The 22,944-nt window shown below is 40.0% G+C and carries 14 protein-coding genes and 1 other RNA gene; 11 read left to right on the forward strand and 4 right to left on the reverse strand.

Annotated features, from left to right (window positions below):
• The first annotated feature begins 30 nt into the window (after window positions 1-30).
• From ACXM0J_RS00880 to ACXM0J_RS00925, 10 genes are all read left to right on the forward strand, one after another.
• Window positions 31-528, forward strand: a complete 498-nt coding sequence (locus ACXM0J_RS00880; RefSeq protein ID WP_002121786.1) for a thioesterase family protein — start codon at window positions 31-33, stop codon at window positions 526-528.
• Window positions 529-795: 267 nt separating this feature from the next.
• Complete coding sequence (locus ACXM0J_RS00885) at window positions 796-1,947, forward strand: EmrA/EmrK family multidrug efflux transporter periplasmic adaptor subunit (RefSeq protein WP_086264835.1); 1,152 nt, start codon at window positions 796-798, stop codon at window positions 1,945-1,947.
• A 6-nt stretch (window positions 1,948-1,953) separates the two neighbouring features.
• Window positions 1,954-3,477: a DHA2 family efflux MFS transporter permease subunit gene (locus ACXM0J_RS00890; RefSeq protein WP_086264836.1), complete on the forward strand. Its 1,524-nt coding sequence runs from the start codon at window positions 1,954-1,956 to the stop codon at window positions 3,475-3,477.
• Between the two features lie 303 nt (window positions 3,478-3,780).
• The gene (gene ggt, locus ACXM0J_RS00895; RefSeq protein WP_086264837.1) at window positions 3,781-5,766 is read left to right on the forward strand and encodes a gamma-glutamyltransferase; all 1,986 of its coding nucleotides are present in this window, start codon (window positions 3,781-3,783) and stop codon (window positions 5,764-5,766) included.
• 161 nt (window positions 5,767-5,927) lie between these two features.
• Window positions 5,928-6,287, forward strand: a transfer-messenger RNA (tmRNA) gene (ssrA, locus tag ACXM0J_RS00900).
• A gap of 87 nt (window positions 6,288-6,374) precedes the next feature.
• Window positions 6,375-8,651, forward strand: coding sequence for a type I restriction-modification system subunit M (locus ACXM0J_RS00905; protein WP_086264930.1), 2,277 nt, complete (start codon window positions 6,375-6,377; stop codon window positions 8,649-8,651).
• Window positions 8,651-10,015, forward strand: coding sequence for a restriction endonuclease subunit S (locus tag ACXM0J_RS00910; protein WP_086264838.1), 1,365 nt, complete (start codon window positions 8,651-8,653; stop codon window positions 10,013-10,015). Before ACXM0J_RS00905 ends, ACXM0J_RS00910 begins: the two co-directional genes overlap by 1 nt.
• Window positions 10,012-13,263 (forward strand): type I restriction endonuclease subunit R, encoded by a 3,252-nt coding sequence (locus ACXM0J_RS00915; RefSeq protein ID WP_086264839.1) that lies wholly within the window; start codon window positions 10,012-10,014, stop codon window positions 13,261-13,263. The genes ACXM0J_RS00910 and ACXM0J_RS00915 overlap by 4 nt, the downstream gene beginning before the upstream one ends.
• A 49-nt stretch (window positions 13,264-13,312) precedes the next feature.
• Window positions 13,313-15,529 carry an McrB family protein gene (locus tag ACXM0J_RS00920; RefSeq protein WP_235823113.1) on the forward strand — a complete coding sequence of 739 codons (2,217 nt, stop codon included), beginning with the start codon at window positions 13,313-13,315 and terminating at the stop codon, window positions 15,527-15,529.
• Between the two features lie 11 nt (window positions 15,530-15,540).
• Complete coding sequence (locus ACXM0J_RS00925; protein ID WP_086264840.1) at window positions 15,541-16,863, forward strand: McrC family protein; 1,323 nt, start codon at window positions 15,541-15,543, stop codon at window positions 16,861-16,863.
• 65 nt (window positions 16,864-16,928) lie between these two features.
• Here the strand turns inward: ACXM0J_RS00925 and ACXM0J_RS00930 are convergent, their stop codons facing one another.
• The 4 genes from ACXM0J_RS00930 to ACXM0J_RS00945 all read right to left on the reverse strand — a co-directional run bounded on the left by ACXM0J_RS00930 (window position 16,929) and on the right by ACXM0J_RS00945 (window position 21,777).
• Window positions 16,929-17,213, reverse strand: a complete 285-nt coding sequence (locus ACXM0J_RS00930) for a hypothetical protein (protein ID WP_086264841.1) — start codon at window positions 17,211-17,213, stop codon at window positions 16,929-16,931.
• A 637-nt stretch (window positions 17,214-17,850) separates the two neighbouring features.
• A complete protein-coding gene (locus ACXM0J_RS00935) occupies window positions 17,851-19,197 on the reverse strand; it encodes an OprD family outer membrane porin (protein WP_086264842.1) in 1,347 nt (448 codons plus the stop codon).
• Window positions 19,198-19,274: 77 nt separating this feature from the next.
• Window positions 19,275-20,660, reverse strand: coding sequence for an MFS transporter (locus ACXM0J_RS00940; RefSeq protein WP_086264843.1), 1,386 nt, complete (start codon window positions 20,658-20,660; stop codon window positions 19,275-19,277).
• A gap of 172 nt (window positions 20,661-20,832) precedes the next feature.
• Window positions 20,833-21,777: a dihydrodipicolinate synthase family protein gene (locus ACXM0J_RS00945; protein ID WP_000050879.1), complete on the reverse strand. Its 945-nt coding sequence runs from the start codon at window positions 21,775-21,777 to the stop codon at window positions 20,833-20,835.
• Window positions 21,778-21,964: 187 nt separating this feature from the next.
• Here ACXM0J_RS00945 and ACXM0J_RS00950 point away from each other — a divergent pair, with 187 nt between their 5' ends.
• Complete coding sequence (locus ACXM0J_RS00950) at window positions 21,965-22,855, forward strand: LysR family transcriptional regulator (RefSeq protein ID WP_001105551.1); 891 nt, start codon at window positions 21,965-21,967, stop codon at window positions 22,853-22,855.
• Window positions 22,856-22,944 lie beyond the last annotated feature (89 nt).

Consider the following 22,944-nt stretch of genomic DNA (forward strand, 5'->3'; position numbering starts at 1 on the left):
GTTTATCATGCTTTTAAATTTAGGCAACATATGAGTGAAGAAAAGAAAAATTGGACTGGGAACATCCATTTAGGTGCAAAAACTGACCTGACTGTGGTTCTCAACCAATTATGTAAGGCGTTTAATAGCTCTCCTTTTTTTAAGCATAGTGGAATGATTATGCGTGTGGTGGACGGGCACATTGAAGGCTATATCGAGATGCAACCCAACCTGATTGGCAATTTGGCATTTCAGATTTTGCATGGCGGTGTTGCTGCAACTTTGCTCGATAGTATTGGCGGAATTGTGGCAATGGAACACCTATATCGCCGTTCAACTCCCGAAACTTTAACTGAAACTATTAAGCAAGTGTCGCGTTTGGCAACAGTCGACATGCGTGTAGATTATTTAGCACCGGGGCGTGGTAAATATTTTATTGCACGTGCCGAAGTACTACGTTTAGGTCGTAAGGGCTGTACCATGCGCATGACCATGGTCAATGATGAAGATAAAGCGATTGCTGCCGGCATTGCTTCATATGCCTATTAAGCAATAAATTGAACCCTTTAAAAGCGCCAAGTGCGCTTTTTTTAGTGTTTGAAAAGCTAAAATTTTTACAAAAACTTTGAGATAAACATTAATTTAATTAGAACGAACGCATGAGTTATAAATTTTTATTCTCATATTATGAGGTTTTAGCGTTAAAATTAGCTCCTTTGACAATGCGGTATGTCTTGTTTATAGAAAAATAAAAACTCTATAACAAGGTGTAGTGCGAGATTGATGGCAAAGCCAACTCATCTTTAGGAACATACCATGACTGATGCACAAAGCAATGTACAAGAAACAGTGCCAACAACATCTGCCTCGGATGAAAACAATCAAAACAAGCGCAAAAAATTTCTTGGTTTTTTTGCGCTAATTTTATTGATCGCCGCTATTTTGTATGCAATCTGGGCATTATTTTTAAATAATTCGGTGAGTACGGATAATGCCTATGTCGGTGCAGAAACCGCGCAAATTACTTCAATGGTGAGCGGACAGGTCGCTCAGGTTTTGGTAAAAGATACCCAAACGGTACATCGCGGTGATGTGCTGGTTCGTATTGATGACCGTGATGCCAAAATTGCATTAGCTCAAGCCGAGGCAGAGCTTGCCAAAGCAAAACGCCAATATAAACAAACTGCGGCAAACAGTAGTTCTTTAAACTCTCAAGTGGTGGTTCGTGCTGACGAAATTAATAGTGCTAAAGCACAAGTTGCTCAAGCACAGGCCGACTATGACAAAGCTGCTTTAGAACTGAACCGCCGTGCACAGCTTGCTGCCTCTGGCGCTGTGTCTAAAGAAGAACTCACCAAAGCACAAAGTGCAGTTGAAACAGCTAAAGCAGGGCTAGAGCTTGCTAAAGCCGGCCTTGCACAAGCGACTTCTAGTCGTAAGGCAGCCGAAAGCACCTTAGCTGCAAACGAAGCGTTAATTCAGGGTGTAAGCGAGACTTCAACACCTGATGTACAAGTTGCACAAGCCCATGTTGAACAAGCTCAGCTTGATTTGGAACGTACCGTGATACGTGCGCCAGTCGATGGTGTGGTTACGCGTCGTAATATTCAAGTCGGCCAACGGGTTGCACCGGGCACCAGCATGATGATGATTGTGCCGCTCAATGATTTATATGTAGATGCAAACTTCAAAGAAAGTCAGTTGAAAAAAGTCCGTCCGGGTCAGGCGGTCACGCTGACTTCAGATTTATATGGTGATGACGTTGAATATCACGGCAAAGTGATGGGCTTCTCTGGTGGTACAGGCTCTGCCTTTGCCTTAATTCCGGCTCAAAACGCAACAGGAAACTGGATTAAAGTGGTTCAACGCTTACCGGTTCGTATTGCACTTGACCCAAAAGAACTTGCTGAACACCCACTACGTGTTGGCTTGTCGATGGAAGCAAAAGTCGACTTATCTGCGAAGTAAACGCTTATGAAAACGCAAACACCTTTTGCCGAACTAAGCGGTGGCCGTTTAATACTGGCAGCGTTTGTTATTGCCTTGTCGAACTTTATGGTCGTGCTCGATACGACCATTGCCAACGTATCTGTACCGCACATTACCGGTAACCTTGCCGTTTCAAGTACACAAGGAACATGGGTTGTTACGTCGTATGCTGTTGCAGAAGCGATTTGTGTACCTTTAACAGGGTGGCTTGCGGGTCGCTTTGGAACCGTTCGGGTTTTTATTTTTGGTCTGATTGGTTTTACCATTTTTTCTTTCTTGTGCGGACTAGCAAACTCGTTAGGCATGCTGGTGTTTTTCCGTATTGGACAAGGTCTATGCGGTGGTCCGCTTATGCCACTCAGTCAAACCTTACTCATGCGCATTTTCCCTCAAGAAAAGCATGCACAGGCGATGGGCTTATGGGCAATGACCACAGTCGTTGGGCCAATTTTAGGACCAATTTTGGGTGGTCTGATTAGTGATAACCTGTCTTGGCACTGGATCTTCTTTATTAACTTACCAGTTGGTATTGTCTGTGTATTAGCAGCAATGCGCTTGTTAAGAGTAGCTGAAACAGAAACCATTTCTTTAAGAATCGACACGGTCGGTTTAGGTTTGTTAATTTTGTGGATTGGTGCGCTACAGCTCATGCTTGACTTAGGGCACGAACGCGACTGGTTTAACAGCACCAGCATTATCGTTTTAGCTTTAACTGCCGCCATTGGCTTTGTGGTGTTCCTGATATGGGAGCTGACCGACAAACATCCCGTCGTAGACGTCAAAGTCTTTAGGCATAGGGGTTTTGCAATCTCGGTACTGGCCTTGTCACTTGGTTTTGGCGCATTCTTTGGCAGTATTGTACTGATTCCGCAGTGGCTGCAAATGAACCTTTCTTACACCGCCACGTGGGCCGGCTATTTAACCGCAACCATGGGCTTTGGTAGTTTGACCATGTCACCGATTGTGGCAAAGCTCTCGACCAAACATGACCCACGTGCCCTGGCGAGTTTTGGTTTGATTTTGCTGGGTGGTGTGACCTTAATGCGGGCATTTTGGACCACAGATGCCGACTTTATGGCGCTGGCTTGGCCACAAATCCTGCAAGGTTTTGCTGTACCGTTCTTCTTTATTCCATTGTCGAATATTGCACTCGGTTCGGTACTCCAGCACGAAATTGCATCTGCTGCGGGCCTCATGAACTTTTTAAGAACCATGGCAGGGGCGATTGGCGCTTCAATTGCAGTGACAGTGTGGGACGACCACGCCAAAGTTGCCCGTAGTGAAATGGTGTCAAACCTAAATACTGCTGAAGTACAAAACACACTTTTGCAAAATGGTTTTTCGGCTGACTCGACCTTAGGAATTATTTCAAACCTTGTCGATAAAGAAGCCATTACCATGTCGGCAAACCATGTGTTTTTGCTATTTGCAATGGTGTTTGTCTTTGCGGGTCTGGTCATTTGGCTGTGTCCAAAACCCAAACAGGTCAGTGGCATGCCTTCTCACTAAACACAAAAAAGCATCTCTTCGTAGGTGCTTTTTTTAGGCCAACTACAAAATGAGTGAGTTTATAAATAGCAGATTTTGCCTATATTTAAAGAAATAAAGCATGCCAGAATTGGGCAAATCAGTTATAAAAGAGTGTGATGACAAACAAGGAGACATTACACAGAGCACAAAATAAATGTCCTCAATCATTTAATATTATTAAAACTTTATTTTTATCAAAGATTAAAAAACTGAAGACCTGAAAACAAAGAAGCTTGCATGGCAATTGCATGGATAGGCAGGCGTATATATTGGAGTTATCACGTGAATAAAAGATATTCATTTTTGTTCAGTAGTTTATTAGCAGTCGGTTTATTACAAGGATGTGGAGATGACTCCTCGTCAGATCAGCCCAAGGATGATTCAAATACAACCCCGCCCAATTTAATTGTAGATAATGACCCGACCAGTTGTAGCAAACTGGCCCAAGACGGATCAAGCGTGGTGGTCGGTTCAAACCAAAACGATGATCCAGCAGCGCCTGAGGGTGCGTCGGGTTATAGACTCGGCAACACGGTTAAATACGCAGATAAATATATGGTGGTGGCAAACACACCACTTGCGGTAAAAGCAGGCTGTGATGTTTTAAGAGCAGGCGGTAGTGCAGTCGATGCAGCCGTTGCGGTACAAGCGGTGTTAGGTTTGGTCGAGCCTCAATCGAGCACCATTGCTGGCAGTGGTTTTATGATGTATTACGATGCCAAAACCAAAAAAGTCACTGCATACGATGGCCGTGAAACCGCACCAGCCGCAGCCAACGAATATTATTTAATTCGCCAAGATATATATGACCCAAATTCACCAGCACCTGTACCAAGTGCCCGCCGTAGTGGTCGCTCGATTGGTGTACCGGGTGTGATGCGTTTGCTTGAACAAGCACAAAAAGAACATGGCAAACTTAAGTGGAACCAACTTTTTGGTGAAGCGATTGGTTTGGCTGATAACGGTTTTCGCATTCCGGGGCGTTTGGCAGATGCAATTGCAAGCAATGCAAGCAATTTAGCACTCGATGCAAATGCAATGGCGACCTATTTCTACCCAGATGGTTCACCACGTAAAGTAGGTGAAACCATGACCAATAAGGCCTATGCAAAAACGCTTGAAGCACTTGCCACGCAAGGCGCAAATGCGCTGCACACTGGCCCGATCGCCCAAGCGATTGTAGCGAAAGCAGGACAGACGTTAGGGGATGACCCAGCACGAACTCCAATTACTCCAAGTTTAATGACCTTGCAGGATTTATCGAACTATCAGGTTAAAAAACGCGACCCGATTTGTACAACGTACCGTGACCGTTACTATGTATGTACCATGCCACCTCCATCTTCAGGAGGGATTGCAGTTGCACAGACGCTGGGTATTTTAGAAAACTTTGATATGTCGCTTTACCCACCTAAAAACCCTGAGAATGAAGGTGGTGTGCCCGATGTGATGGGCGTGCATTTAGTATCTGAAGCAGAGCGTTTGGCCTACGCCGACCGCGATAAATATGTGGCAGACACTGACTTTGTCGCTTTACCAGCACAGGGTATTGCAAGTTTTATTGATAAAAATTACCTGAAACAACGTGCAGCACTAATTAACCCGAACCAAAGTATGGGCGTTGCACCAGCAGGTAATTTCAACCCAGCTTCGGGTGTCGACACGACTGTTGAACATGGCACGACTCAGTTCACGATTGTAGATGCCTATGGCAATGTGGTTTCAATGACATCGACTGTTGAATCTAGCATGGGTTCATTCCACATGGTGGATGGTTTCTTGCTATCGAACCAGTTAACTGACTTTAGCGCGAATCCTTATGATAGCACTGGGGCACTGGTTGCCAACCGTGTAGAAGGAGGCAAACGCCCACGTAGTACTATGGCGCCAACTTTAGTGTTTAAAGGCACCACGCCAGATGAGTTTTATATGGCAACAGGTTCACCAGGTGGCGGTACGATTATTCAATATGTGGTTAAAACTTTGGTGGGTGCATTGGACTGGAACTTAAATGCACAGCAGGCGACTTCACTTGTTAACTTTGGTGCGACCAATAGCAAAAACACCAATGTGGATAGCTCGAATGTACAGCTTTCTTTAGTTGACCTGATTGAAGGCTTAAAAGCAAAAGGGCATGGCATATCGAACACTGCGCAAACCAGCGGTATTTCAACGATTATGAAAGTAAATATAAATAATCAGAGTAAATACGCAGGTGGGGTAGATCCACGCCGTGAAGGTATTGTTTTAGGCAATGGTGCTTTATAGACCCACCTTTAAAAAAAAGCTGTCATTTTTGGCAGCTTTTTTATGTGGCCCTTGAAAAAAACAAAAGGCTCTCCATTATGTAAATATGTTCATCAGTAGCAGACTGTTGATAAATTGCACAGCATTTTATTTTAGTTATGCTATGATGTTCAGACATTCATGGGGATGTTATTGGCTTCGACGCCGGTGATGAAACTCATAGATGCATGCCGAGAGCGCATTTTCTCTCGTAAATAAAATTTGCATTTTAATAGTCGCAAACGACGAAACTTACGCTCTAGCTGCCTAAGGGCAGTTTGTCCGCTTCCTAGAATACTTGTGGTTTAGGAACCCGACCGTAGCGCACGCACACAAGTCCGTATAGAGTCAAGCCTCGGGGCTTTATACCAAACTTAGAGGATCGCACCTTGTACCCTGTTCGTCGGGTCACTTGGTGTTAAAACAATAGACGATATCTAAGCATGTAGTATTCTCGAGCGTAGTGCTGGCGGACGCGGGTTCAACTCCCGCCATCTCCACCAAAATTCGAAAAAGCCCCAAATTTAATTATTTGGGGCTTTTTTATTGACCAATTAAAATTAATAGTTGTACATAAGGTTTTAGTAAACATGACAAATACGAACTTTTCTCAGGTTGCTGCTTTTATTTGGTCTGTTGCTGACCTACTACGAGGAGATTTTAAGCAGTCCCAATATGGGAGAGTAATTTTACCTTTTACATTACTACGCCGTTTAGAATGTGTGTTTGAGGGTAGTAAAACCAGTGTCTTAGAGGCAAATGAAAAAGTGAAGGTGATGCCTTTACCAGAAGAAGCAAAAGAAAAAATGTTACTAAAGGCAACACAGGGCCTATCTTTTTTTAATACCTCAGAGCTTGATTTGAGTAGTTTAGGGCAAAAGAATATTCGGGCAAATCTCGGTAATTACATCCAACACTTTTCAAAAGATGCGCGTGAAATCTTTGAATATTTTAAGTTTGATGAATTTACGGGTTTATTGGATGATGCAAACTTACTTTATAAAGTCATTCAGAAATTTGCTTCAACCGATTTAAGTCCAGAAAATATTTCTAACCATGATATGGGTTTGGTTTTTGAAGAGCTTATTCGACGTTTTGCTGAAAGTTCGAATGAAACCGCAGGGGAGCACTTTACTCCACGAGATATTGTACGACTCACCACTGGCCTCATTTTTAGCCAAGATGATAATGCCTTAAATAAAGAAGGAGTGATTCGGACCATTTATGACCCAACTGCTGGGACAGGTGGTTTCTTATCTTCCGGTACGGAATATGTTTATGAGCATAATCCTGAAGCAGTGATGCGTGTTTTTGGTCAGGAACTTAATCCAGAGTCCTATGCTATTTGTAAAGCAGATATGCTAATTAAAGGACAAGATGTCCGTAATATTAAGCTAGGAAATACATTATCTAACGATCAGCTCACTTATGAAAAATTTGACTATATGTTGTCAAATCCGCCATTTGGTGTGGACTGGAAAAAGATCGAAGATGAAATTAAAGATGAGCATCAACAAAAAGGCTTTAATGGCCGTTTTGGTGCTGGTTTACCCCGTGTGTCTGATGGTTCACTGTTATTCTTGATGCATTTGATTAGCAAGATGCGCGATGTGGATAGCACTGGTCAAGGCAGTCGAATTGGTATCATCTTAAATGGTTCACCTTTGTTTACAGGTAGTGCAGGCAGTGGTGAAAGTGAAATCCGCCGTTATATTTTACAAGCGGATTTGCTTGAAGCGATTATCGCCTTACCTACAGACATGTTCTATAACACAGGTATTGCGACCTATGTTTGGGTACTCAGCAATAAGAAAGATATTGAACGTAAAGACAAAGTGCATTTAATTAATGCATCGAACCTCAGCTCGAAAATGCGTAAGTCACTTGGTTCAAAGCGTAACTATCTAACAGAATCAGAAATTAAGACAATTACCCAAAACTATGGAGCGTTTGAAGCTGTAGATACACTGACTTTAGATGGTGAAAGTGAACAGCAAAAACCATTCTCAAGCAAAATTTTTAACAGCTATGAGTTTGGCTATCGCCGTGTGACCATTGAACGTCCGTTACGTTTATCAGCGCAACTGTCTGATGACCGAATTGCAACTTTACGTTTTGCACCTAAGCCATTTAATGCCGTGATGCTAAAAGTCTATGAAAGTTATGGCAAAGAGTGGACTGAAACAAGCTATGGGCAGTTGAGTGATGATGCTCAAATTGAAATTCGTGCATTGATCAAAGCTGAATTTAGTGAACTCAAAGAAAAAGATATTAAAACTGTACTTGAACCAAAACTCTGGCTTGAACAACGGGCTTTAATGCATAAAGCACAAAGCTTACAAACCAAGATCGGTACAGCACAGTTTGATGATTTTAATATCTTTGATGAGCTACTTAAACAGGCTTTAAAAGACACCAGCATTAAACTCGAAGCGAAAGAGAAAAAGCAGTTCTTGGATGCCATCACTTGGAAAAATCCTGAAGCTGAACCTGTAATTAATAAAGTCATTAAAGTACAAGAAAACCCGCTATACGGTCAGTTTAATTATAAGGGCAAAGTGGTTGAGTTTGTTCAGGATGGCGATTTGCGTGATGCAGAAAATATTGCGCTTGATCCAAATCAAAGCACCATCGATTTAATTGAGTCTTATTTTAAGTGTGAAGTGCAACCGCATGTGCCTGATGCATGGATTAATGCAGATAAGTGTGATGCACAGGATGGCGAGATTGGCATAGTCGGTTATGAGATTCCGTTTAACCGTCATTTTTATGTGTATCAACCGCCACGTGATTTGGCGGAGATCGATGCTGACTTAGATGCTGTGAGCCGTGAAATTATGGCGCTTCTACAAGAGGTGCATTCGTAATGGCGAAGTATCAGAAATATGCTGAATATAAAGAGTCTGCTGTTGAGTGGTTAGGGGAGATTCCTAGTCATTGGCGAGTAAGTAAGGTTAAGTATTTAGCACCATTTCAAGTTGGATGGACACCACCAACTAAAAACGATACTAATTTTATTGGAGAAAATCTTTGGGTAAATATCTCTGACTTAAAAGCGAAAACTATTACGAGTACATCGAAACAGATTTCTGATAAAGCGGCGCTAGAGGCTTCTATGGATATAACTCCTAAAGGCTCTTTAATGTATAGCTTTAAATTATCTGTTGGTGCGGTATCTTTTGCTGGTTGTGATATGTATACCAATGAAGCGATAGCATCATTCTTAGATAAAAGTAAGTTGCCACTATCATTTTTATATTATGTTCTTCCACAATTTGTTATTGAAAATGCATCTACTAATATCTATGGTGCAAAAATTCTTAACCAAGAATTGATTAAAAATGCAAATTTACTAGAGCTACCATTTGATGAAGCTCAAACTATCGCCAATTTTCTCGACTACGAAACTGCAAAAATTGACACCCTTATTGCCAAACAAGAAGAGTTGATTGCACTGCTTAAAGAAAAACGCCAGGCAGTGATTAGTCATGCTGTGACTAAAGGTTTAAATCCAAATGTACCGATGAAAGATTCAGGTGTGGAATGGTTAGGGGAAGTGCCTGAGCATTGGCGTATATGTCGTCTTAAGCATGTTGGCTACATTCAATCTGGTATTGCAAAGGGTAAAGACCTCAAGGATAAAATATCAATCTCCGTTCCAATGTTGCGTGTAGCTAATGTTCAAGATGGTTACCTTAATTTAGATGAAGTTCATCAGATTGATATCGAACCAGAGCAGTTAGAAAGATATCTTTTGCAAAATGGTGATGTTCTCATGAATGAAGGTGGAGATAATGACAAATTAGGTCGAGGTGCTGTTTGGCGTAATGAGATAAAAAACTGTATTCATCAAAATCATGTTTTTGCTATTCGAACAACCCTAATTGAGCCTGAATGGTTAGATATTTTAACTAGAGCAAGTTACGCAAAATTCCATTTTTTTAGACAATCTAAGCAAAGTACAAACCTAGCTTCCATATCTGCAACTAATATTAAGGAAACACCGATATTAGCGCCACCAAAGAATGAACGTGAGCAAATACTTAGCTATCTAAATAAACAGTTTGATCGATTTTCAAAACTGGAAAATAGATGTTATCAACAAGTTGAATTATTAAAAGAACGCCGTACAGCGCTTATTTCCGCAGCCGTAACAGGAAAAATTGACGTTCGTCATTGGCAAAGCTCAAATAAAAATAATAATCAAAACAACATGGAGTTAAGTGCATGAGATCGGATGCAACTTTAGAAACTATCTTTCAACAAGACATCATTACGCAAATGCAAAGCCATGGTTGGCTGGTGGGTTCAGCGCAGGGCTACAACCGTGAAAAAGCCTTATACGAACAAGATGTTTTAGACTTTGTACAAAAGACCCAAGACTTAGAGTGGCAAAAATTTAAAAGTATTTTTCCCAATGATACAGAACGTCATTTTTTAGATACTGTGGTAGCACAACTTAAAAAAGCGAATATTAATGCGACTGATATCGAATCTCGCAGTTATGGAACTTTGGGCGTATTGCGTCATGGACTGAAAACCCGTGGTACACGCTTTTCGTTTTGCCAGTTTAAACCTGAACATGGCCTAAACCCTGAACTCAATGAAATCTATAAACAGAATATTTGCCGTGTCGTACCTGAGTTGGTGTATAGCCCATACGCCAACAAAGCCGAATTAGAAGCAACAGGTAAACAAGCCAAAAAATGGCGCATCGACTTAGTGCTGTTTATTAATGGCTTTCCTGTGGCAACGCTGGAACTCAAGTCAGAGTTTAAACAAGCTGTGCAAAATGCCATGGCACAGTACAAAAAAACACGCCTGCCAAAAGACCCTGAAACCAATAAGCCTGAACCTTTACTCTGCTTTAAACGTGGGGCATTGGTGCACTTTGCGGTGAGTCAGTATGAAGTGTATATGGCAACCCATCTCAATGGCGACAATACCTATTTCTTGCCATTTAACAAAGGCACTAAAGAACAAGGTGCGGGTAATGATGTGCCTGAAGATATGAATGAATACGCCACAGGTTACCTATGGAATGAAGTGCTGACCCCAGACAGCTTGCTGAATATCGTGGGCAACTTTATCCATTTACAGATTGAAGAAAAGGAAGATTGGGAAGGGCGAAAATATAAAAGAGAAAGCCTGATTTTCCCACGGTACCACCAGTGGAAAGTGGTCACTAAATTGGTTGAAGATTCCTTAAAAGAAGGTACAGGGCAAAAATACCTGATTCAGCACAGTGCAGGTTCAGGTAAATCTAATTCAATTGCATGGACCGCACATCAACTGTCTAGCCTATATGATGCTAACAATAAAAAGATGTTCGATTCAGTGATTGTAGTGACTGACCGAACTATTCTCGATGCGCAGTTACAAGATACGATTTATCAGTTTGAACATGCTGACGGTGTGGTCGGACGAATTAATAATAAAGAAGGTGATGGTTCCAAATCTGAGAAATTGGCAAAAGCATTGGAAATGGCGCAGCCAATTATTATTGTGACCATTCAAACTTTCCCTTTCGTACTTGATGCAATTGAAAATAGTACTAGTTTAAAAGAACGCAAATATGCTGTAATTGCTGATGAGGCACATTCTTCTCAAAGTGGTAAGACATCAGTTGAACTAAAAAAAGTATTGATGTCTGATGAGTTTGATGAAGATAAATCTACAAATGAAAAAATTTCAGAAACAATGGCAGCTCGAATTGGTAATTATAATTTAAGTTATTATGCCTTTACTGCAACGCCAAAAGATAAAACGCTACAGCTATTTGGACGTTTGCCCAATCCAAGTTTACCACCATCTAAAACCAATAAACCTGAAGCTTATCATGTCTATTCAATGCGCCAAGCAATTGAGGAAGGCTTTATTTTGGATGTCTTAAAAAACTATACAAACTATAAAGTCATATATAAGTTAAAGCAGAAAATTGAAGAAAAAGACGATCAGGTCGATGCAAAAAAAGCCAAGATTAAACTAAATCAATGGGTACGTTTACATGACCATAATATTTCTCAAAAAGTACGTGTGATCATTGAGCATTTTAAAAAGAATGTAATGGGCCTATTGGGTGGCCAAGCAAAGGCGATGGTGGTAACGAGTTCACGTAAAGAAGCTGTACGCTATAAGCAAGCCTTTGATAAATATGTGGCTGAACAAAATTATGCCAATATTCAAGCGATGGTGGCATTTTCAGGTGAAGTAGAATTTGCTGAAAATGATGCGGACAGCCGTCATTTACTTGGGCAAAAATTTACTGAAAGCAATATGAATTTGAACTTGAAAGGCCGTGAAATGCGTAAGGCATTTGACAGTGATGACTTTCAAGTAATGATCGTGGCAAATAAGTTCCAAACAGGTTTTGATCAGCCAAAACTTTGTGCGATGTACGTCGATAAAAAATTAGGTGGTGTGGAATGCGTACAAACCTTATCACGCTTAAATCGTATCTATCCTGGTAAGGCAGAGTCCGGCACATTTGTACTGGATTTCTTTAACGATCCGCAAGATATTTTGGATGCGTTCCAACCTTATTACCAAACAGCAGAACTAGCAGACGTTTCTAATCCTGATATTGTCTATGACTTAGCTGAAAAACTTAAAGCAGCACGTATTTTCTTAATGACCGAAGTTGAACAATTTGTTGATGCTTTCTATAGCAAAAATAAATCCAATGCTGCACTCGCCAATATCTGTAAACCTGCGATGCAACGTTGGCAGCAAAGCTATACGAAAGCAATTAATGATTATGATGTGACAAAAAATCGTTTGGAAATTACTAAACGAACAGACGAACCCGTTTTAATTGCCAATGCTGAAAATGAATTTGCCGAAGCGAAAAAAGCGCGTGATGCACTCGAAATCTTTAAAAAGGATTTAGGTAGTTTTACGCGTTTTTATGAGTTTATGTCACAGATTGTAGAATATAACGATGAAGAGCTCGAAAAAATCAGTTTGTTTGCTCGTAACTTACGACCATTATTGCGTGAGCAAGCGGCTGATGAAGATGTGATTGACTTAAGTAATGTTGCTATGAGCCATTATCGACTCTCTAAGATTCGGCAGCAGGATATCCAACTTAAAGCCAATAGTACTGAACATAAATTAGAACCAGCTAATGATTTGGGTACGGCAAAGCCAAAAAATAAAAATGAAGAATTTTTATCAGTCATCTTGCAGCGTGTAAATGAAGTATTTATTACCGATAAGCTGACAGATCAGGACATGATTAATTATGTATATACGGTAGCAGACAAGATGTCTGAAAACACTAAAATGATGAAGCAAATTCAAAATAATACTCGTGAACAAGCAATGTTGGGTGAGTTTGATAGTGCTTTAGATGATGCTGTTTTAGATAGTAATACTGCACATAATCAACAAACTATGCAGTTGATGAGTGATCCCTCTAAGATGCGTCAGTTTGCGAATATTATTTATGATGTATTAGTGAGTAAATCTGAGCTTTAGAAGTTAATTTTTTAATTTAGATGGTTTTAGTATAGGGGAATAAATAAGCATGAGTGGGTATTTCCGAGAAGAACATTTTGAGTTATTGCGAAAGTTACAAAACCAATTAAGAAATAAAAATGATAATGCTCAAGATATAGCGTATGGAACATTAAAAGAAGCTAATAGTTTAACTAAAGTTTGGGCTGAGGAAATTATTAAAAAACAATTTCCATTAGGAGTGTTAGATTTCCGAAATAGTCCACTTGATCAAAGCAGAAAATTTAAACCTTATACATGGGCGAAAATTTATCCTGAACAAGATTCTCCAAAAGAATTAGCCTTGACTGTAGGCATAGACGGAAATTTAGGATTTATTGTTAAAATAGATACAGTTGGTGCTAGTAGTAAGTTACGTAATCAATATGAACAAATAAGAGGGGAATTTAATAATAATTCATCAATAATTTCTATTTTGTCAATTGAAGAGGGACTTGCAAAAACTTTGGAAGAGTTAATTGAATGGAGTGTAAAAAGTATTCAAAAATTTAAATTAAGTTATCAAGATCTTTGTAAAGAATTAGCCTTAAATACACTTCAAAATAATTCAATAGTTACCACTCAAGAAGTTCTTGCATATTTAAAAGCTAGATATCCTCAGTCGGAACAAAAAACAAAGTACATTTTCCTATGTGTAAATAAACAATATAAAGAGTTAGCCCTAGAAACAAAAAATCTTAATACAACTTCTGTACGTCTATTTATATCAGACAAACCACCTAGCACAATTATAGAAGATACAGAATGTCGATTTATTAATAGTCAAACTTTGCCTAATTCGAACTTAGAAAAACATACTAATACTTTAAAAAAATCAAATGAATACTATCAGATATGTCCTAATAGTATTGAACAATTGAAATCACTATGTGATTGGTATGAATTAGATGAGAATAGTAAAAGTAACCCTGTAAGGATAGCTCATTTTGGAAAATCAAATATGACAATAGATACTTCTTTGAATCGAATTCTTTTCGGTGCTGCGGGTACTGGTAAAACCTTTAATACAATCAACCATGCGCTTTCAATTATTGAAGGTAAGTCACTTGAAGAATTAAAAGATGAAAAGCGTGAAAAATTAAAAGAAAGATTTGATGAATATAAAAATCAAGGTCGAATTAAGTTTGTAACGTTCCATCAAAGCTTTAGTTATGAGGATTTTGTAGAAGGAATTCAAGCTGAAACTGATGATCAAGGAAACTTAATTTACAGAGTAAAACCTGGAGTTTTTAAGGATATATGTGAAAAAGCTACAGGGGTTTCTCAACAGGCAGAATCTATAGATGAAATAGTAGAAAAATTTCTTGATGAAATTACCGAAACTCCTTTAGAACTAAAAACGCAACAAAATAAAAGGTTTAAAGTAAGTTATGTTGGTAGTGGTGTAACCCTCCAATGTCAACCATTAGCTTCCGAAATGAATGCTACTTATTATGCAAATATAAGTAAAATTAAAAGTTTACTTTCAGGTGAGCAAATTGAGAATGCCTATAACAGAAGTTACATAAAAGCAGTTGCTGAGTTTTTAAAACCTAAAGTAAAACCAGTCCAAATCAATAAAAATGATCAGAATCACGTTTTGATTATTGATGAAATTAACCGTGGTAATATTTCACGTATTTTTGGTGAGCTCATTACTTTAATTGAAGATTCCAAACGACAAGGGGCAGAAGAGTCTCTTTCTATAATTTTACCATACTCTAAGAAACCCTTTTGTGTACCAAAAAATCTTTATATTATAGGAACAATGAATAGTTCAGATCGTTCGCTGACAGGTCTTGATATTGCCTTACGTCGACGATTTACTTTTATTGAAATGCCACCGCGTCCAGAGCTATTAGATAATTTAGAGATAGATGGTGTAAATGTTCAAGAACTATTGACTGTTATCAATCAACGTATTGAAATATTGCTTGATCGGGATCATTGCCTAGGTCATGCTAATTTTATGAGCCTAGAGCAACAGCCAACTTTAGAAAATCTCTCAAACATTTTTAAGCAGAAAGTTATTCCACAGCTTCAAGAATATTTCTTTGATGATTGGGCAAAGATTAATTTAGTTTTAAATGGTAATGGAATGCTTAAGCCAAAGCCTGTGGAAACATCAGCAATATTCCCAAATGTAGATTCTGAGGAATTAGGATACTTTGAAGATAAAAAAATTTGGGAATTGGTGCCGACTTCATTTAACTCTATTGAAAGTTTCAAAAAGATTATTCAGTACTGATAGGGGCGAAAATGTCTGATCTGATAACTGTCAGAGAATATGCATACATTAGCGTTGCACATACTGGATGTCCTGAATCAACGATAGACCATGCTTATATTTCAGCATCTGCTTTTGACCATTTATGTGAACTTTCGGCTTCATTTTCTAAACATGGTGCAAAAGTATTTGAATTAGCTGGGCGTAGAAAGCTCAGACTAGATCAATATGTTGGAGTCATAGAAACCAAGTGTGGTACGCGTATTGAAATATTGCCCAAGCATGTTGATATCAATCTTAATGAATCCAATGAAACTGCGATTGAAAAAGAACGTGAGCTCTTAAAAAAGATGCTCAAAGTATCTTTACATTTACCATATCGTGATGCTGGGGAGGCTAGCCTAAGTCGTTTTAAACAACCTATACATGAGTGGATCATAGATCAGTTTCTTTGTAATTTTGAAAAACTAATTCAACGCGGTTTACGCTTTGATTATCATCGTGTGCAAGAAGAGCAAAAGTACTTGAGAGGGCAATTACAGCATGTGAAGCATATGCGGCAATCCCCAGCAAGAAAGCATATTTTCCCGATTGAGTATGACATCTATGAAGTTGATCGCCCTGAGAATAGGTTGATTAAAACAGCATTAGATGTCGTTTGTAAAAAAACACGAAGTTCTAAAAATTGGAAACTTGCTCAAGAGCTTCGCTTAATGACTGGGGAAATTCCAAAGAGTCAAAATATAGTTCAAGATTTCAAGCAGTGGCAGTCAGGGCGTTTACTCGTACTATATGCAGAGATAAAACCATGGACTGAGCTGATTTTAAGTGAATATATGCCTGTCTCTACTCAGGGCAATTGGTATGGTATGAGCTTATTATTTCCTATGGAAAAACTTTTTGAGCATTATGTTGCTTATTATTTACGTCGTGAGTTAAAAGAGTGGGATGTAAAAACACAAGTATCAAGCCAACATATTTGTATTTATAAAGAAAATCCAATTTTTAGATTAAGACCTGATATTCAATCTCAACATAAGAAAACTAGAAAAAAAATTATTTTAGATACTAAATGGAAATTATTAGATCAAAATAACGGAACAAGGCGCTTTGGTGTAAAGGATGGCGATGTGCAACAAATGTTTGCCTATAGTCACTATTATTTAGATCATGCAAGTGAAGTAATTTTAATCTATCCATATCAGAAAAATAAATTTGAAGATGAAATCTGCTTTGAATTTAATGTACAAAATAAACAAGCATTCTTAAGGGTAGTACCATTTAATTTGGATCGGCCACAGAATATTATAGAATTTATCTCCCCCCAAGGCCCCCGTGCCACAACAGAACTTTAATTTTTTGCGCTGATTTAAAGTCATTCACCATTGCGACACAGAGATAAGGGAGCTAAGCCAAACACTTAGCCCATGTCTTCTTTATCGCACCGCCGCATCACACTAAAAAAAGTAGGGGCAAAGTCCTGTGGGAGAGCAGGACTTTGCAAACTGACATGTTCTAGGCGTTGCATGAGCTGAGGCGAATACACTTGTTCGAGCCGTTGGTAAATACAATCGCAACTGGCTTGGGTGTGCCCACCCGACAGGCAAATTTTTTCAAACTCCTGCTGAGTGCGAAGGTCACAACCCGAAACGCTGTAATCACCTATAACAAGGCCTAAAACCAAAATAGTTTTATAAAATTTCATATTATTCTCGTGATGATTTGGGGATATCTCAATGAGAAAAAATAAACCGCTATATTTTAAGTTTTAAAATCATTTTTAAAGGCAATAGTTAACCCGCCTATAAAAGCAATAAAATAAAATGACTTAAATTTTAAAATAAAAATAATTTATAGATTTAAAACTTTAGATAATAGAAAACCTAAATTTTAAATAAATAAAGAGTTTATAAGGGAGAGGGGATAAATATATATCGTGGCATGGTCAACTCCTTAAATTGTATGGAGCTCTACCACCAAAGATCACCGTCAATTGATTATGGTGGTAGAACGAAAGGGGGTTAGCAGACTGGGATCCAAGGAACCAGCACGCGCGAGCGCGTCCCCCTCCCGTCCTACCGCAAAGAAAAGGGACGCAAGGGTCTAACGACTTATAGTGGAACTATAACCCGCCATGGATCTACGGTCTGCTAAAACCGACTGGCAATGTAGGCCAGCGGGACCATAATAATCATAAGTTTTTAACAGGTCAATTCAATTTAAATAAAATATTATAAAAAATTTAAATATAAATTTATATTTTAATTAAACTCAAAAGTTAATATCTCTAAAGCTATAAATTAATAAAAATAATAAAGCAAAACTAAACGTTTAGCCTGCTCTTAAAATGTACGATGATAATTAATAAATACTCGGTGCTGGTCCCAATCTTTACGGGTCATGCCATTTATTTTTTCACCTAGGTTTGCATTTTCAAACTTTGACTCATAATGTAAAAATGAATAACGCACATCTAAGTTTTTCACCCACGGCAAGGCATAACTCACCGTAAAGTCAAAGTAACGCTCTTTACCTTCAATATCACTGCTGATATTACTTTGGTGAGCGCCAAAGCCATAAATATACTTCGCTTCGGTTTTTAAACCTTTCACATAGTCTTTCCAGTTATATTTCAGGCGAAGGGCAACGGCGGTTTCATCGTTATTGGTAAAGTCAGGGCCAATGGTCGCAGAGGTCGGAAACGGGTTAGTGCCGTGGTCTTGTGTTAAAACCGAGTTGCGGTCAGAGTGCACGGCAAAGTTATCTTCAATCCAAAAACCATCAAACTTTGAAACGGCAATACCACCTTCGAGATTATTCTTGGCCACATTTACATCGACAAAATAACCATTGCCCCGGTTGTTAATGTCTTGGCCTTTGACACAGTCCAACTCGGTTTCGGCACCGCATTTAAACAGCTTGCCATCATCACGCGAGAAAAAAGCACCTGTGTTAAATGTCCACACCACGCCATGAAACGGCAATTTATATTGAGCAATCGCCCCATACTTTTTTAAATAATCTTTGCTATTTAAATATTCGGCATTCACGCTCCAGTTCTTGTACTGATACTTGGCACCAAGTAAACCGACATAATCAATTCGCTCGTCATTTTCAGTCACCAGTTTTTCAAAAGAGTCCATGCTGCGCGGTTTCCAGCGATCATAGTAGGCGATGTAAGTCTGTAGCTGATCATTGAGTTGAAACTGACCACTCGCACCAGAAAAAGTGTCGGGCACTGCGCGGTTATTGGTGCTTTTAAGCAACAGCGAATCGTGCAACTGACGGCCTAATTTAATTTCGCCTTTATCGCCGAGTTTTGCTTTGAGGTAGAGCTGCCCAAAAGCCGCAAAGTTTTGATCGAGCTTGCCGTTATTTTCAACCTCTAAAAGCTGAGCGCTCGGCTTGCCAGAGTCAAATAACTTGGTGACTGCATAGAGTGAGCCATCTACCCCAAGCCAGTCCCACATGTACGGTGATTGATAATTTAACTCAAGCCCTAACGCACTTTGTTCATATTCACTTGACGAAGGCGAAGGGTTGGCAAGCGTAGGGTGGGCAGTGCCTTCATCGTTCCAGTAACGGGTATTAATTTTTAATTCTAACTTACCAAATTGTTGAGGAAGCTCTGCATACGCATTGCTCACGCTGCCTAAACCAATACAGCCCCATAGCAAATATTTATTCATTTTAAATTCCTTTTTTAAGTATGAATAAGCCCTTTGCCTAACGCTGGGTTAGGCAAGCTTTTTATGAAATGGATGAATTAAGGAGAAAGTTTTTCGAGCACTTGGCCTTTGGTTTCAATGGCGAACAAGAAGGTCACTAGGCCACCAATCAGCGCCACAACGGCAAGCACACTAAACACATATTGAATGCCATAACCACCGACCACGAGGCCGACCATAACAGGCCCAATTGCAGAGCCGGCACGAAGCCAAGCAGTACTAAAACCAATGCCCATCGCACGTAGACGAGTAGGGTACAGTTCGGCAGCGTAAAGGTATAAAGAGAATGAAATGGTCTGCAAAATGGCATAGCTGAGCGTTGCTAAAATCACAACTTCCATCGCCGATTTTGCGCCTAAAATCGAAAGGCTCATGAGTGGAATAATTGCCAAGAAAAACGCTGCGCTGTACCAAGGGCGGCGGCCGACTTTATCAATCATTAACGCACAGATAATAGAGGCAATCACACCCACGCCCGAGGTAATCCAGCCATAACCTAAACTGGTTTGCAGCGACAGACCAAAGTGTTGTTTGTAAAGAGATGGCAGCCAAGTCACCATGGCATTGTTCACCATATAAACGCAAAACCACATGCCCCACAGGGTAAAAGTACGTTTACGGTAAATACCACGGAACAGCTCGCGCCAGTCGGTTTTTGCCATGCCTTGCGGGTTAATTTCTTTAACCACAGGTTCAGGCAAAGTTTTACCGCTTTTAATGGCACCCTCTTCAAAGCTTTTGACGACTTGATCCGCTTCTTTAAAGCGGCCTTTGGAAGCAAGCCAGCGTGGTGACTCAGGCAAGAAAAACCGTAAAGGAATCACCAGTAACGATGGAACTAAGCCCACTATGAACATGACTTTCCAGCCATAAATTGGCATCAAGAAAAATGCCGCCATGCCTGCAAACATAAGACCAAGTGGGAATAAAACTTCATAGAGCAAGAAAAACTTACCGCGCTTTTCTGCACCAATAAACTCATTAATATAGGCACTCGCAACAGGTACTTCGCCACCTGTTCCAACACCTTGTAAGAAACGGAAAATTAACAGCGACATTCCGCTCCACGCAAACAGACAGGAAATGTCCATTGCTACAAACAGTAAAATGGTAAAAGACAGCACTTTTAAACGACCGACTTTTTCGGCAAGAGAACCAAAAAAGATCGCACCGACCAGTTGCCCGACATAGCCCGCAGCAATGATTGCGCCGACATAGGCAGGCGTTAGGTGCCATTCGGTAATGAGTTGGGGTAAAGCAAAGGCAATCGCAAGAACAGTATAAGCGTCAAAAAAGGTCGCAATACCAATGGTAATTCGCATAAATTGCAATCGACCAGTGACGGGTAGCCGTTCAAGTCTGGCAATAATTTCCGCATTTTTTTGATGATGACTAATTTGTTCTACATCCGCTAGATTTGTCATCTTCTATCTCCTTATTACTACATTCCTCGTAGTTTTGTTGTTCTATTTCGCACTACCTGTTCACCACAGTTTGCATGCTTTTTATTATTGTTTTTAAGAGACATGCCCGATGTTTGGCCTCAGGCAGCGTACAGGAAAAAAAGGCTAGCGTACATGCTAGCCCGAATAGAATTTAAGCAACGGCTTGGGTTAAATCGACTTTGCCAATTCCGGCTTGACGCATTGCATCATGAATTTCTTGCTCAGCACCATCAGCGAGTGGAAGCAGAGGCGAACGCACAGTGGCATGGTCCAAAATTCCGCGAGCAACCAATGCATGTTTAAGCGCGACCGTGCCTTCCATGTGTGAACCACGGTGATAAACATTGCGAGTCACTGGTAATAATTGGTCGTGAATCGCACGAGCTTTGGCGTAATCTTTAGCTTTACCTGCTTTAATCATTTCAATTAACAGTTCAGGGGCAATGTTGCCATAGCCAACCAAAGCGCCGTCTACATCAAACATGGTGTGAAGCAAATATTCATCGTGGCACGTCAACACCTGTAAGTCTGGACGTTCACGGCGAATAATCGGAATTTCGACATCCCAACGGCGCATGTTACGCACACCATTTTTCATGGCAAACACACCTGGCTGTGCAGAAATATCGAGTAGAGTCTCTAGGTCGTAAGTGGCCTTCGTTGCATCTGGATATTGGAATAAAATAGATGGCAAACCGCTTTCTTCATAAATCGCTTTATAGCGATCTTGCGGTGCGCCTTTTTGATAGCCAAAACGCAACCAGCCATGTGAAGGGTAAATCAAACCTGCCGAAGCACCTGCACTGACTGCACGTTTTGCTTCTTCTGCTGCAACCGAAGTACCTTCGAGCGTAATCCCTGCGATTACCGGAATTTTGTCATCTACCGATTTAACAAAGCTTTCGATGACCTGCATTTGTTCTTTTTGCGACAAGAATGTTCCTTCACCTGCATGCCCAAGAACAACCAAGCCTTTCACACCATCAATACTGCCTAACCATGAACCTAAACGTTGAATTGCATTATGGTCTACTTGTCCGTCACGGGTAAAAGGAGTCACAGGTGCTGGGGTTAATCCACGTAAATCTAAACTCATAATCGTACTTCCTATACAGTGTAATTAAATATTCTCTGGTTCTTAATCTGACTTAAATCGTGTTGTAGAGAACATGATTGGAGTATAGAAATAGGTGAGCTATGTAGGAATTACCAATTCTTGAATTTCAGTTATACTGAAAATGTATGGCTCAAAATGCTGCCTATTTACGATTTAGGAAGAATCGATGAATTATGAATTATGGAAAATATTTTTAGATGCGGTGGAGCTCGGTAGCTTAAGCAAAGTCGCCATGCTGCATAACACCAACCAACCGCAAATCAGTCGGCAAATGAACGAGCTTGAGGCGCAATGTGGTGGTCGTTTATTTAACCGAACTGGACGTGGTGTCGAGCTGACCGATTTAGGCCAGCATTTACTTCCTAAAATTCGTTCATGGCTAAACGTAACCGATCAACTCAATAATGAAATTTTGCACTCGACCGATACCCCGATCGGGACGGTTCGTATTGCCAGTTTGCCGTCTACTGCACATCCGTTGTTATCGACTCTGTATAAAGTGCTTCAAGAGAAATATCCCTTAATTAAACTGTCGGTGCGTGAAGGGCAAGGCGTGCATTTAGAAAAATGGCTTGAAGATGGCAGCGTCGATTTAGCCATACTCTATCGGTTTAATCCAACGCCTAAACAAGGAGATGTTTACCTTACCGAAGCCGATACTTATTTGGTCGGCTGTGAAGGAGATGCACTCACTCAGGCTAGTGAAGTCGATTTTAAAGAGGTAAGTCAGTTACCGCTGGTCACCTTTTGCAGACCAAGTAACTGGCGTAATTTTTTAGACCATATGGCCTATGAAAATGGGGTAGAGTTGAATATTGTGTTTGAAGCCGACTCGATTAGTTTGCAAACCCATTTGGTTTCCGAATCTCGCATGTATACCATGTTGGGGCCGCAAGCGTTAAAGAAGGCCAGCCAATACACCTCAATTCAAGCCGCAAAAATTATTAATCCCGCGCTCAAGCGCTATATTTCTTTGTCTATTTCTAAACATGGCTATTTAACGCCTGCGTGTAAGGCGGTGATGGAAGAAATTAGGAATTTGGCTGATTTGCTTTAAGAGAAGTGCAGCAAAGCGAGCGGACAATTAATTCAATTTATTAAACAGTGATTTAAGTTTTACTTGAATTATTGCTTGACTTGTTTAAA

It is taken from the genome of Acinetobacter sp. GRABPA_MV_2 (assembly GCF_056725885.1).